Annotated in this window: 12 protein-coding genes and 2 tRNA genes; 2 read left to right on the forward strand and 12 right to left on the reverse strand. The window is 74.2% G+C overall.

The genetic code is table 11. From position 1 onward, the window contains the following. Positions 1-67: 67 nt before the first annotated feature. The 9 genes from ACI780_RS20930 to ACI780_RS20970 all read right to left on the reverse strand — a co-directional run bounded on the left by ACI780_RS20930 (position 68) and on the right by ACI780_RS20970 (position 8,270). Complete coding sequence (locus tag ACI780_RS20930; RefSeq protein WP_456870429.1) at positions 68-382, reverse strand: hypothetical protein; 315 nt, start codon at positions 380-382, stop codon at positions 68-70. Positions 383-398: 16 nt separating this feature from the next. Then, positions 399-2,078 (reverse strand): sodium:solute symporter family protein, encoded by a 1,680-nt coding sequence (locus ACI780_RS20935; RefSeq protein ID WP_456870428.1) that lies wholly within the window; start codon positions 2,076-2,078, stop codon positions 399-401. Between the two features lie 22 nt (positions 2,079-2,100). After that, positions 2,101-3,279 carry a galactokinase gene (gene galK, locus ACI780_RS20940; RefSeq protein ID WP_457005506.1) on the reverse strand — a complete coding sequence of 393 codons (1,179 nt, stop codon included), beginning with the start codon at positions 3,277-3,279 and terminating at the stop codon, positions 2,101-2,103. Then, on the reverse strand, positions 3,276-4,376 hold the full coding sequence (gene galT, locus ACI780_RS20945; protein ID WP_457005508.1) for a galactose-1-phosphate uridylyltransferase: 1,101 nt from the start codon (positions 4,374-4,376) through the stop codon (positions 3,276-3,278). Before galT ends, galK begins: the two co-directional genes overlap by 4 nt. A 133-nt stretch (positions 4,377-4,509) precedes the next feature. Further along, positions 4,510-4,582 (reverse strand) — tRNA-Glu (locus ACI780_RS20950). Positions 4,583-4,625: 43 nt separating this feature from the next. Then, positions 4,626-4,697, reverse strand: a tRNA-Gln gene (locus tag ACI780_RS20955). Between the two features lie 62 nt (positions 4,698-4,759). After that, the gene (locus ACI780_RS20960; protein ID WP_457005510.1) at positions 4,760-5,995 is read right to left on the reverse strand and encodes a CPBP family intramembrane glutamic endopeptidase; all 1,236 of its coding nucleotides are present in this window, start codon (positions 5,993-5,995) and stop codon (positions 4,760-4,762) included. Beyond that, entirely contained in the window at positions 5,992-7,461 is a 1,470-nt protein-coding gene (gltX, locus tag ACI780_RS20965) for a glutamate--tRNA ligase (protein ID WP_457005512.1), read from the reverse strand. Before gltX ends, ACI780_RS20960 begins: the two co-directional genes overlap by 4 nt. Beyond that, on the reverse strand, positions 7,458-8,270 hold the full coding sequence (locus tag ACI780_RS20970) for a fumarylacetoacetate hydrolase family protein (protein ID WP_457005514.1): 813 nt from the start codon (positions 8,268-8,270) through the stop codon (positions 7,458-7,460). Before ACI780_RS20970 ends, gltX begins: the two co-directional genes overlap by 4 nt. Positions 8,271-8,325: 55 nt before the next feature. Here ACI780_RS20970 and ACI780_RS20975 point away from each other — a divergent pair, with 55 nt between their 5' ends. After that, positions 8,326-8,706, forward strand: a complete 381-nt coding sequence (locus ACI780_RS20975) for a VOC family protein (protein WP_457005516.1) — start codon at positions 8,326-8,328, stop codon at positions 8,704-8,706. A 118-nt stretch (positions 8,707-8,824) separates the two neighbouring features. Then, a complete protein-coding gene (locus ACI780_RS20980; protein ID WP_457005518.1) occupies positions 8,825-9,154 on the forward strand; it encodes a putative quinol monooxygenase in 330 nt (109 codons plus the stop codon). A 67-nt stretch (positions 9,155-9,221) separates the two neighbouring features. On the opposite strand, the gene ACI780_RS20985 is transcribed toward ACI780_RS20980, so the two are convergent. The 3 genes from ACI780_RS20985 to ACI780_RS20995 all read right to left on the reverse strand — a co-directional run bounded on the left by ACI780_RS20985 (position 9,222) and on the right by ACI780_RS20995 (position 13,038). Further along, positions 9,222-10,133, reverse strand: coding sequence for a DUF559 domain-containing protein (locus tag ACI780_RS20985; RefSeq protein ID WP_457005520.1), 912 nt, complete (start codon positions 10,131-10,133; stop codon positions 9,222-9,224). 118 nt (positions 10,134-10,251) lie between these two features. Further along, positions 10,252-11,856, reverse strand: coding sequence for a citramalate synthase (gene cimA, locus ACI780_RS20990; protein ID WP_456870419.1), 1,605 nt, complete (start codon positions 11,854-11,856; stop codon positions 10,252-10,254). 159 nt (positions 11,857-12,015) lie between these two features. Next, the gene (locus tag ACI780_RS20995) at positions 12,016-13,038 is read right to left on the reverse strand and encodes a 3-isopropylmalate dehydrogenase (RefSeq protein ID WP_456870418.1); all 1,023 of its coding nucleotides are present in this window, start codon (positions 13,036-13,038) and stop codon (positions 12,016-12,018) included. Between the last annotated feature and the right edge of the window lie 12 nt (positions 13,039-13,050).

Consider the following 13,050-nt stretch of genomic DNA (forward strand, 5'->3'; position numbering starts at 1 on the left):
CCGGCGCCGCGTTCCAGCACGTGGAACGCGGCGCCGGCGCACACGCTGCCGTCCGGCGTCGCCGGGCTCAGTGCCCCCGGGCCTGCGGCGTGCCGCTCCCGTCGTCCTCGGGGTCCTGCCGGTCCGGCGGGGCCTCGACGACGATCGGGCGCAGCCGCGACCACAGCACGAAGGCCGCGGCGAAGACGACCATCGCGAGTCCGGCCCACAGGTTGGCGTTGAGGCCGCCGGTCAGCTCCTGCTCTTCCTCGGTGTTGCCGAACAGGCCCACGAGGACCAGCACGATGCCGTAGGCGCCGATGAGGAACGCGATGACGTTGCGGACGTCGAAGGCGCCGGCCGCGTGCGGCGACCCGCCGGTGTGCGAGGTGCTGCTGCTCATGACCGTGCTCCTGACGTCAGCGGAAGATCACGTTGAGGATGATGACCATGACCAGCGCGATGCCGGCGAGCTTGGTCGGCGACTGGTACCACGGCAGCCGGTGCGCGTCGGGGTCGGTGCGCTGCTCCTTGGGCGTCTCGGAGTAGACCAGGCCGGCGAGCTGGGCCACCGGCTTGGGCGCGGTCACCTGGCTGACCGCGACGCTCACGATGATGTCGACGACGAACGCGGCGCTGGCGGCGACGAAGCTCGCGCCCTGCCCGGTCAGCGGGAGCACGCCCACCGACACCGTCCCGAACGCGTCCTCGCTGAGGAAGGCGACGGCGACCGCGGCGAACGTGCCGGACACCAGGCCCGCCCAGCCGGCGGTCGGCGTCATCCGCTTCCAGAACATGCCGAGGATGAACGTGGCGAACAGCGGGGCGTTGAAGAACCCGAACAGCGTCTGCAGGTAGTCCATCAGGTTCGTGTAGCCCGACGCGATCAGCGCCGTCCCGATGGCGGCCACGGTGGCGCCGACCGTCGCCCACCGGCCCACGGCGAGGTAGTAGCCGTCGGGCCGGTCCTTCTTCACGTACTGCTGCCACAGGTCGTAGCTGAAGACGGTGTTGAAGGCGGAGATGTTGGCCGCCATGCCCGCCATGAACGCCGCCAGCAGACCGGCCAGGGCCACACCGAGCAGGCCGTTGGGCAGGGTGTCGCGGATGAGCAGCAGGATCGAGTCGTTGTAGTCGAAGTCGGTCGAGGAGCTCGCGCGGGCCTCGGCGACCTCCGGCACCAGCAGCGTGGCGATCATCCCGGGGATCACGACGATGAACGGGATGAACATCTTCGGGTAGGCACCGATGATCGGCGTGCTGCGGGCCGCGGACATCGACTTGGTCGCCATCGCCCGCTGCACCTCGACGAAGTTCGTCGTCCAGTAGCCGAACGACAGCACGAAGCCCAGGCCGAAGACGATGCCGATCACCGACAGGACGGGGCTCTCGATGCCGGAGAGCTCCGTGGCCGGCCACGAGGTGAGCTCCTCGGCCCGGCCGGAGCTGTTGTACCCGTCGATCAGCCCGCCGACGCCACCGACCCGGTGCAGGCCGATGAGGGTGAGCGGCAGCAGCGCGGCGACGATGACGAAGAACTGCAGGACCTCGTTGTAGATGGCCGCCGACAGCCCGCCGAGGGTGATGTAGCTGAGCACCACCGCGGCCGCGACGATCAGCGACAGCCACAGCGGCCAGCCCAGCAGCGCCTCGACGATCGTGGCCAGCAGGTAGAGGTTGATGCCGGCGATGAGGATCTGCGCCAGGGCGAAGCTGAGCGCGTTGACCAGGTGGGCGCCGGTGCCGAACCGGCGGCGCATGAACTCGGGGACGCTGCGGACCTTCGACCCGTAGTAGAAGGGCATCATCACGACGCCGAGGAACAGCATGGCCGGGACCGCGCCGATCCAGAAGTAGTGCATGGTGGCCATGCCGTACTGCGCGCCGTTGGCCGACATGCCGACGATCTCGACCGCACCGAGGTTGGCCGAGATGAACGCCAGCCCGGTCACCCACGCCGGCAGCGAGCGGCCGGAGAGGAAGAAGTCGAGGCTGTCGGACACCCGCCGCCGCGCCGCGAAGCCGATCATCAGCACCACGCCGAAGTAGGCGGCCACGAGCAGGTAGTCGACGAAGGTCGCGTCGAGTCTCAGGTCCACGGAGGCCTCCAGTCCGGGTCGGTCAGGTCAGGCGCCGGGCACCCGCCGAGGGGACCACGACGAAGGAGCGGGGGGCACTCGCACGTTCGGTGACGGCCGTGCCGACGGCGTCCACGGCGTCGGCGTCGACCAGGGCGACGGCGCTGCCGCCGAAGCCGCCGCCGACCATCCGGGCACCGTGGGCGCCGGCGCCCAGCGCCGCCTCGACGACGGCGTCGAGCGCGGGCACCGAGACCTCGAAGTCGTCGCGCAGCGAGACGTGCCCGGCGGTGAGGACCGGCCCGATCGCGCGCGGGTCGGCGCCGCCGCGCAGCAGCGCGACCACCTCGGCCACCCGCGCGTCCTCGGTCACGACGTGGCGCGCCCGGCGCAGCAGCACCGTGCCCTCCTCGCTGCCGTCGTCGAGCGGGGCGAGGTCGGCCACGTCGTGCACGTCGCACAGCAGCTCGACGCCGAGGCGCCGGGCGGCCTCCTCGCACTGCCGGCGGCGCTCGCCGTAGCCGCTCTCGGCGTGGTCGTGGGTGGTGCCGGAGTCGACGACGAGCAGCGCCAGGCCGGCGGCCTCGAGGTCGAGCGGCACCTGGTCCCAGCTGCGGTCGCGGGTGTCGAGGTGCAGGGCGTGGCCGGCGGTGCACAGCACCGACGCCGACTGGTCGAGGATGCCGGTGGGCGCGCCGACGAAGTCGTTCTCGGCCCGCCGGGCGACGTCGACGAGGTCGTCGGGGCCCAGCCCCAGGCCGAGCAGGTCGCTCACCGCCAGGGCGACGGCGCACTCCAGGGCCGCCGACGACGACAGCCCGGCGCCGGAGGGCACGTCGCCGTCGACGACCAGGCTCAGCCCGCCGGGCACGGACGCGCGCACCTGCTCGACGACGCCGGCCGGGTAGCCGGCCCAGCCGCCGGGCGTGCCGGGGGTGAGGTCGGCGACCGCGACGTCGGCGTCGGACCCCGGGTGCTGCAGGGAGGCGAGGACCAGCCGGCCGTCGTCGCGGCGGGCGACGGCGGCCCGCGTGGTGTGCGGCAGGGCGACGGGCAGCACGTGCCCGCCGTTGTAGTCGGTGTGCTCGCCGATGACGTTGACCCGGCCGGGCGCGGCCCAGACGCCCTCGGGCGCGGCGCCGAAGCGGTCGGTGAAGGCCTGCGCCGCGCGGGCCGCCGCCGTCGCGTCGTCGGGGACGCCGGTGTCGGGGGCGGCGCTCACGGGACCACCACGGCCCGCAGCTGCTCGGCGACGTCCTCGGGGTTGGTGTCGGTGATGAACGCCCCCATGCCCGACTCCGAGCCGGCCAGGTACTTGAGCTTGCCCGGCGCGCGGCGCAGCGAGAACAGCTGCAGGTGCAGCCACCAGTCCTCGCGGCCGGTGTGCACCGGGGCCTGGTTCCAGGCGGCGATGTAGGGCATCGGGGTGTCGAAGCGGTGCGCGAAGCGGCCGAGCACGTCCAGGTAGATCGCGGCGAGGTCGTCGCGCTCGGCGTCGTCGAGGGCGGGCAGGTCGGGCACCCGGCGGGTGGGGAACAGCTGCACCTCGTAGGGCCAGCGGGCCGCGGCGGGCACGAAGGCCACCCACGAGTCGTTGGCCGCCACCACCCGCGGGCCGCTGCGCTCGGCCTCGACCACCTCGGCGAACAGGTCGCCGCCGGTGGCCTCCCGGTGCCGGCGCACCGAGGTCAGCAGCCGCTCGACCCGCGGCGTCACGAACGGGTAGGCGTAGATCTGCCCGTGGGGGTGCGACAGCGTCACCCCGATCTCCTCGCCGGAGTTCTCGAAGCAGAACACCTGCTCGACGCCGTCGATCGCGCCCAGCTCCGCGGTGCGGTCGGCCCACACGTCGACGACCAGGCGCGCCCGGTCGCGGCCCAGGCCGGCGAAGTGCTGGTCGTGGTCGCTGGTGAACAGGACGACCTCGGTGCGGCCCAGCCCGGGGCGCAGCTCGGCCAGCGGGGCCCCGGGCGCGGTCGGCGGGAGGTCGGTGTCGACCCCGGTGGACAGCGACGGGAAGCGGTTCTCGAAGACGACGACCTGGTACTCGGAGTCGGGCACCTCGGTGGGCCGGCCCGGCCGGGAGGGGTCCAGCGGGCACTGGTCGGCCGGCGGCAGGAACGTGCGGGTCTGCCGGTGCGCGGCGACCACCACCCACTCGCCCAGCAGCGCGTCCCAGCGCAGCTGCGAGCGGGTGCTCACCGGCGGCAGGTCGCGGGTGTCCTCGGCGGCGTGGGCGCCCTCGGCGGGAACGCTGCCGTCGGCGTCGAAGTAGATGATCTCGCGGCCGTCGGCCAGCCGGCGAGAGGTCCGGATCACCCTGCGCTACCTCCGTCCACGGGCCCGGTGAGGAGGGGCCCCGCGAACGCTATTCCCCCCGCCGATCACGGTCCACTCGGGCCCGGGGACGGCGAGAGCCCCCGGTCGGTGACCGGGGGCTCTCGCTGCGCTGTAGCCCCGAAGGGATTCGAACCCTCGCTACCGCCGTGAGAGGGCGGCGTCCTGGGCCGCTAGACGACGGGGCCGTGCGGTGGTGCGGTCGTGCTCTGAGGAGGTGGTGCTTCCTCGCTGGGGTACCAGGACTCGAACCTAGACTAACGGAGCCAGAATCCGTCGGGCTGCCAATTACCCCATACCCCAAGGTCTTGGCCGGCACCTCGCGGCGCCGGGGAGAACGATACCCGACGTCCCGGACGCCCGTGTCACCACCCCCGGGCCCGCGGGTCGGGGGCCGGGACGCGCAGGTCCCGCGCGCCGGTGAGCAGCTCGTACCGCAGCCGCCGGCGCGAGCCCGCGACCGCCGCCACGTAGGCCCCCATCGCCAGGACCGTGAGCAGCAGGGACACCAGCCCGACCCCGGGTGCCACCTCGTCGGTGGCCACCCCCTCCCCCAGCGTCCCGGCCAGGATGAACACCACCACGTTGTTGACCGCGTGCAGGACGATCGCCGCCTCCAGCCCGCCGGTGAGCCACACCACGGCCGACGCGGCCAGGCCGAAGACGAACCGGTCGAGGAAGGTGACGACGTCGCCGGGCGCGTGCGCCAGCGAGAACAGCGCGGCGGTGACGACCGCGGCCGTGACCGCCCCGGTGCGCGGGTTCCCGAGCCACCCGGCGATCGCCTGGCTGAGGTAGCCGCGGAACACGTACTCCTCGGCGGCCGACTGCAGCGGCGTGGTGAGCACCACGACCAGCAGCAGCCAGGCGAGGTCGTCGACCGGTCCGGTGGCGCCGGTCTCGCCGAAGGCGAAGCCCAGTCCCACCGACACGGCGATGCCGACGCCGAGGGTGGCCAGCGCCAGCAGCGTCAGCGGCGCGAGCAGCCGCCAGCGCACCCGCGCCAGCACCGACGACGACCAGCCCGGCCGCATCCCGTGGGCGACCACCCACAGCAGCCACACGATGGGGATCGCGACGATCAGCGAGAGGTTGGTGAGGAGCAGCACACCTGGGTCGACCAGGTCCAGCAGCTGCAGGTCGGGCTCGACGCCGGTCAGCAGGACGGCGAGCACGACGACGAACGCCGCCACGGCGTAGGCGACGGTGAACAGCAGCAGGCCCAGCAGCGGCCGCCACCACGCCCAGTCCCGCGCGCGCATGACCAGCAGGTAGGGCACCGGCACGTCGTGCGGTGGGGTGCCCGGCGGCGGCGCCAGCACGACCCCGGGCGGGAACGGGGCGGGCCCGTGCGGGCCGGGCGGGGGTGGTGCCGGCCAGGCGTGGCCCGGCGGCAGGGGCACCGGTCCCAGCGGCCACGGCACCGGCCCGGCGGGGGCGCCGGGACCGGCGCTCGCCCAGGGCGGCAGTCCCGCGCCGAGCGTGCCGGGCACCCGCGCCGGCGCCCCGTAGGGACCGGTGGGCGGCGGGCCGGTGTAGGGCTCGTCGGCCGGGTCGCCGGTCCACGGCCCCCCGGGGAGGCCGCCGGGCGGGGTGCTCATCCGCGGGTGTGGGTCTCGCGGGCGCTCTCCAGGCGGCCGACCGTGCGGTCGCGGCCGAGCAGCTCGATGGACTCGTAGAGCGGCGGGGAGACCGTGCGGCCGCTGAGCGCCACCCGCACCGGCCCGAACGCCTGGCGCGGCTTGCGACCGAGGCCCTCGACTAGCGCCTCCTTGAGCGCCTGCTCGATGCGCGGCGTCGTCCACTCGTCGAGGCCGCGCAGCGCGGCCGCGGCGGCGTCGAGCACCTCGCCGTCCTCGGGCCGCAGGTTCTTGGCCGCGGCCGCGGGGTCGACCTCGACGTCCTCGGTGAACAGGAAGCCCAGCAGGCCGACGGCGTCCGAGAGCACCACCGTGCGCTCCTGCGCCATCGGCGCGATCGCGCGCAGCACCCGGTCCTGCTCGGGCGTGGGCGGGTCGGTGACCAGGCCGGCGCGGGCGAGGAAGGGCACCACCCGGGCGACGTAGTCCTCGACCGGCAGCGCGCGCACGTGCGTGGCGTTGATCGCCTCGGCCTTCTTCAAGTCGAAGCGGGCCGGGTTGGCGCTGACCCGGGTGACGTCGAAGGCCTCGACCATCTCGGCCGGGGAGAACACGTCGCGGTCGTCGGCGATGGCCCAGCCGAGCAGCGCCAGGTAGTTGACCAGGCCCTCGGGCAGGAAGCCCCGCTCGCGGTAGACGTCGAAGTTCGACTGCGGGTCGCGCTTGGACAGCTTCTTGTTGCCCTCGCCGAACACCAGCGGCAGGTGCCCGAACCGCGGGGTGCCCGTCGCGACGCCGACGTCGGTGAGCGCCTGGTACAGGGCGAGCTGGCGGGGGGTCGAGGGCAGCAGGTCCTCGCCGCGCAGCACGTCGGTGACGCCCATCAGGGCGTCGTCGACCGGGTTGGTGAACGGGTAGAGCGGCACGCCGTTGCCGCGCAGCAGCACGAAGTCGGGCACCGACCCGGCGGCGAAGCGCACCTCCCCGCGGATGAGGTCGGTCCAGACCAGGTCGGTGTCGGGCATCCGCAGCCGCAGCACCGGCTCGCGGCCCTCGGCGCGGAAGGCCGCCTTCTGCGCGTCGGTGAGGGAGCGGTCGGCGTTGTCGTAGCCGAGCTTGGGGTCCTGCCCGGCCGCCCGGCGCCGCGCCTCGACCTCCTCGTTGGTGGAGAAGGACTCGTAGACGTGCCCGGCCGCCACCAGCTTCGCGGCGACCTCGCGGTACACCTCGTGCCGCTCGGACTGCCGGTAGGGGCCGTGCGGGCCGCCGACCTCGGGGCCCTCGTCCCAGTCCAGGCCCAGCCAGCGCATGCAGTCGAGCAGGTGCCGGTAGGACTCCTCGGAGTCGCGGGCGGCGTCGGTGTCCTCGATGCGGAAGACGAAGGTGCCGCCGGTGTGCCGGGCGTGCGCCCAGTTGAACAGCGCCGTGCGCATGGCGCCGACGTGCACCAGGCCGGTCGGCGAGGGGCAGAAGCGGGTGACGGTCACCGGGCACCGCCGGCGGTGGAGACGGTGTCGGCGCCGCTGACGCCGTTGACCAGCGAGCCCAGGCCCTCGACGGCGCACTCGACGCGCTGGCCGGGGCGGATCGGGCCGACCCCGGCGGGGGTGCCGGTGAGGACGACGTCGCCGGGCAGCAGCGTCATGACCTGGGAGATGTAGGAGACCAGCGTCGGGACGTCGAAGAGCAGCTGGCTGGTGCGGCCGGCCTGGCGCTGCTCGCCGTCGACGGTGCAGGTGATCTCCAGGTCGGCCGGGTCCTTGCCCAGGCCGCGCAGGTCGGTCTCGATCCAGGGCCCCAGCGGGCAGAAGGAGTCGAAGCCCTTGGCGCGGGTCCACTGCCCGTCGGCCTTCTGCATGTCCCGCTCGGTGACGTCGTTGCCGATCGTGTAGCCGAAGACGGCGGCCGGGACCTGCTCGGGGGTGAGGTTGCGGGCGCCGGTGCCGCCGATGACGACGGCGAGCTCGACCTCGTGGTGGACGTTGGTGCTGCCGGCGGGGATGCGGATGGCGTCGCCCGGGCCGATCACCGACGTCGAGGGCTTGAGGAACAGCAGCGGCCGCTCGGGGGCGTCCCCGGTGTCCATCTCCTTGACGTGCTCGGCGTAGTTCTTGCCGACGCAGACCACCTTGCTCGGCAGGATCGGCGAGAGCAGCCGCACGTCCGCCTGCGCGAAGCGCCGGCCGGTGAAGGACAGGGTGGCGAAGGGGTGGCCCTCGACCTGGGCGACCTGGCCGTCGCCGTCGAGGACGCCGAAGGACAGGCCCGAGGGCGAGGCGAAGCGGACGATGCGCACGCCGTCGAGGCTACTGACCCCGCGGGGCGCCGCCGTGCGGCCTACGGTGACCGTCGTGGCCTGCCGCCTGAGCGAGATCGTCGTCGACAGCCGCGACCCCGAGGCGCTGGCCGCCTGGTGGGCGGAGGTGCTCGGGTACCGGGTGCTCGGCCGGGACGAGGACGGCGCGGTCGAGATCGGCCCGGAGGCCGGGTTCGGCGGTGCGGCACCCACCCTGGTCTTCGCCCCCGTCGAGCACTGGGAGCCGGGGAAGCCGCGGCTGCACCTCGACGTCAACGCCACCGACCGCGACCAGGACGCCGAGCTGCAGCGGCTGCTCGACCTCGGCGCCACCCGCGCCGACGTCGGGCAGAGCGGGGAGGAGAGCTGGCACGTGCTCGCCGACCCGGAGGGCAACCCCTTCTGCCTGCTGCGCCGCCGGCTCGACCCGCTGTGACACTGTCGTCCTCCGGACGACACCGCGGCCAGGAGCCGTCCCCGACCGGGCGGAGCCCCCTCGGCCGCTCCTGCGCGGAGCCCTCCGGGCCCCACTCGGATCGACCACAGGAGATGCCGTGATCCTGATCGTCATCAAGTTCCCCGTCCGCCCCGACCGGATCGAGGAGTTCCGGACGAAGGCCGACGAGTACGCGGCGGCGGTGAACGCCGAGGAGGGCAGCCTCTTCTTCGAGTGGTCGCGCAGCGTGCTCGACCCGAACACGTTCGTCTGCGTCGAGGGCTTCCGGGACTCCGACGCCGGCGCCTCGCACGTGGCCACCCCGCACGCGAAGGCGGCGTTCGACTGGATGTCGGACCTGGTCGCCGAGCAGCCCCAGATCATCTACGTGGACGCGCCGGAGGTCAGCGGCTTCGGCCCGATGGGCGAGGTCAGACCCCGCGGCTGAGTCCCGGGGCCGACTCCGGGTGCGACAGCGTGCGCTCAGGTGCAGGCCGTGCGCTCTCCGCTGCACCTCAGCGCACGCTGTCCCCGCCCAGCAGCCGACGGCGGGCCCGGTACGTCGCCAGGACGTCGCGCCGGCACTCCCCCGGCGCCGTCGTCAGCCTGCGGTAGCCGTAGCGCAGCGTCTGCCAGCCGACCGCCGCGAGCAGCGAGTCGCGGCGGATGTCGGACTCCCGCTGCCGGTTCGAGCCGTGCCAGGCGGCGCCGTCCAGCTCCACCGCGAGCATCGCGTCCTCGTAGGCGGCGTCCAGGACGAACGTCTCCGGCCCCACGGCGATCCGGCGCTGCTGCGTGAAAGCCGGCATGCCCGGCGCGCGCAGCACGTGGAGGCAGCCCCAGATCTCGAGCTCGCTGCGGCACCCGTCGGCCAGCAGGCCCACCAAGCCGGCGAGCTGCGCCCGACCCGGCAACCGCGTGCTCAGGTCCAGCTCGTACGCGAGGTCGGCGGGGCGGCACAGCCGCTGCCGGACCGCGGTGATCGCGGCGGCCCGGACCTCGCTCCTCGCGGGCGGCGGGTCCCCCCACGCGTCGACGACGGCCCGCTCGACCGACGTCACCGGCAGGCCGTCGACGCGCCGTCGGTCGGCCAGGGCCCGGGAGTTCCGGTGCAGCACGACGCCGGCCGACCCCCGGGCGCTGCGGCGGTCCTCGACGGTGACGTGCACCGGGCCCGCCGGCGGGGGCACGAGCCCCCACGGCGCCAGCGCCGTCCCGTGGCTGGCCACCCCGCCGCGGTCGGTGAGCGCCGCCGCCACCCGCACCCGCCACCTCCGGGCCGCTGCGGGCGTGGCGAACACGCCGGGCTGGAGCCGGACCAGCTTCCCGCCGGTCACCCACGCGAAGAGGGTCCGCGCGCTCGTGCGACCGAGCAGTTCCGCCCGGGTGGCCCAGCCTGCGGGCCCGACGACGGCGTCCACGTCCATGCCGGGCACCCTGCGCGAGCACGGCACGCAGGGTGCCCGGCCGGCGGGATCTGTGGACGGCCGGCGACGGTGTGCGCGGCGGTGCGGCACCGGCGCCGGAGGTGCACCAGCGCTGTCGTCAGCGGCAGTGGACGGCGTAGGTGAGGGCGTCGACGAGGGCGTGCCAGGAGGCCTCGACGATGTTGGCGTGGACGCCCACGGTGGTCCACTCCCCCACGCCGTCGGTGGTGTCGACCAGCACCCGCGTGGTGGCGCTCGTGCCGCCCTTCCAGCCCAGGATGCGGACCTTGTAGTCGGCCAGCGAGACGTCGGCCAGCTCCGGGTGGCGGCTCACCAGCGCCTGCCGCAGCGCGTTGTCCAGCGCGTTGACCGGGCCGTTGCCCTCGGCGGTGCTGATCACCCGCTCGCTGGTGCCGTCGGGGCCGGGCAGGTGCACCTTCACCGTCGCCTCGCTGACGACGACGCCGTTGCCCCAGTGCTCGACTGTCGTCCGGTAGCTCTCCAGCGTGAACAGCGGCGCCGGGGCACCGGGCAGCTGGGAGCGCAGCAGCAGCTCGAAGGAGGCGTCGGCGGCCTCGAACGACCAGCCGTCGGCCTCGAGGACCTTGACCCGGTCGACGACGCGGCCGACGGCGTCGGCGTGCCCGGCCAGGTCGACGCCGAGCTCGCGGCCCTTGAGCTCGACGGAGGCCCGGCCGGCCATCTCGGTGACCAGGATGCGCATGTCGTTGCCGACGACGGACGGGTCGAGGTGGTTGTAGAGCTCCGGGCTGACCTTGATGGCGCTGGCGTGCAGGCCGGCCTTGTGCGCGAACGCCGAGGCGCCGACGTAGGGCTGGTGGTCGTCGGGGGCGATGTTGGCCAGCTCGGCGATCGCGTGGCTGACCCGCTGCAGCTCCGCGAGGCACTCCGGGGGCACCACCGGCAGGCCCATCTTGGTCACCAGGTTGGCCACCAGCGCGAACGTGTCGGCGTTGCCCGCCCGCTCCCCGTAGCCGTTGGCGGTGCCCTGCACGTGCGTCACGCCGGCCTCGACGGCGGCCAGCGAGTTGGCCACGGCGCAGCCGGTGTCGTCCTGGCAGTGGATGCCCAGCCGCCCGTCGACGCGGGAGCGGACGTCGGCGACCACCCGGCCCACCCCCATCGGCAGCATCCCGCCGTTGGTGTCGCACAGCACGCCGACCTCGGCGCCGGCGTCGAAGGCGGCCTGCAGCACCGCGACGCCGTGGTCGGGGTCGGCGGCGTACCCGTCGAAGAAGTGCTCGCAGTCGACGAACACCCGGCGGCCGTGCGCGACGAGGAAGGCGACGGTGTCGGAGACCATCGCCAGGTTCTCCTCGAGCGTCGTCCGCAGCGCGTCGCGCACGTGCCGCACGTCGGACTTGGCGACGAGGCAGACCACCGGCGTCTCGGCGTCGAGCAGGGCGCGTACCTGGGGGTCGTCCTCCACCCGGACGCCGGCCTTCCGCGTGGCGCCGAAGGCGACGAGCACCGCGTGCCGCAGCTTGAGCTCGGTGCGGGCGCGGGCGAAGAACTCGGTGTCCTTGGGCAGCGCCCCCGGCCAGCCGCCCTCGATGTAGCCGACGCCGATCTCGTCGAGCAGGCGGGCGACGGCGAGCTTGTCGGCGACGGAGAAGCTGATCCCCTCGCGCTGGGCGCCGTCGCGCAGCGTGGTGTCGAAGACGTGGAGGTCGGCGGGGGTGGCGGGGCGGTCGGTGGCCACGGGTGCTCCCGGGGGTTCGACGGCGATCAGGCCCCTCACACGAGAAAGACCCCCCGGGAACGGGAGGTCTGCGCGCGGTCGGGGAGGTGACCGCGCGCTAGCAGATGATGAGGGTGCTGCCGGTGAGGTGCATCACCGCGGAGTCTAACCCCGGGTCCCTCACCGGCCGGCGAGGGCGGCCAGCCGGTCGCCGACCTCGGTGGTGCGCACCGGGCCGCGGGGGTCGCGGGTGGACAGGTCGAAGGCGACGGCGGCGTCGACCCGGCGCGCGAGGTCGGCGTGGCCGAGGTGCTCGAGCAGCAGCCCGATCGAGAGCACGGTCGCCGTCGGGTCGGCGACGCCCTGCCCGGCGATGTCGGGCGCCGAGCCGTGCACCGGCTCGAACATGGCCGGGTTGGTGCCGGAGACGTCGAGGTTGCCGCTCGCCGCCAGGCCGATGCCGCCGGTGACCGCCGCGGCGACGTCGGTGACGATGTCGCCGAAGAGGTTGTCGGTGACGATGACGTCGTAGCGGCCGGGGTCGGTGATGAAGAACATCGACGCCGCGTCGACGTGCTGGTAGGCGACGGTGACCTCGGGGAACTCCGCGGACACCTCCTCCACGGTCCGCGACCACAGCGACCCGGCGTGGGTGAGCACGTTGGTCTTGTGGATCAGGGTGAGGTGCCGGCGGGGCCGGGCGGTGGCCCGCTCGAACGCGTAGCGCACGACCCGCTCGACGCCGAAGGCGGTGTTGAGGCTGACCTCGGTGGCCACCTCGTGCGGGGTGTCGCGGCGCAGCACGCCGCCGTTGCCCACGTACGGGCCCTCGGTGCCCTCGCGCACGCACAGCATGTCGATCTCGCCGGGCTCGGCCAGCGGGCTGCGGACGCCGTCGAAGAGCCGGGCCGGGCGCAGGTTGACGTGGTGGTCGAGCTCGAAGCGCAGCCGCAGCAGCAGCCCCCGCTCGAGGATGCCCGGCGGCACGCCCGGGTCGCCGATGGCGCCGAGCAGGATCGCGTCGTGCCCGCGCAGCTCGTCGAGCACGGTGTCGGGCAGCAGCTCCCCCGTGCGCTGCCAGCGGGCGGCGCCGAGGTCGTAGGCCGTCGTCTCCAGGTCGGGCGTCACCGCACCGAGGACCTTGAGGCCCTCGGCGACCACCTCGGGGCCGATGCCGTCTCCCGCGATCACAGCCAGGCGCATGGCGAGGACCCT

Source organism: Geodermatophilus sp. SYSU D00814, from assembly GCF_054050055.1.

Bases quoted from the DNA above. Each gene is read 5' to 3' on its own strand.
- ACI780_RS20930 (WP_456870429.1), bottom strand. From the start codon at position 382: ATGAGCAGCAGCACCTCGCACACCGGCGGGTCGCCGCACGCGGCCGGC.
- ACI780_RS20960 (WP_457005510.1), bottom strand. From the start codon at position 5,995: ATGAGCACCCCGCCCGGCGGCCTCCCCGGGGGGCCGTGGACCGGCGAC.
- ACI780_RS20985 (WP_457005520.1), bottom strand. From the start codon at position 10,133: ATGGACGTGGACGCCGTCGTCGGGCCCGCAGGCTGGGCCACCCGGGCG.
- ACI780_RS20995 (WP_456870418.1), bottom strand. From the start codon at position 13,038: ATGCGCCTGGCTGTGATCGCGGGAGACGGCATCGGCCCCGAGGTGGTC.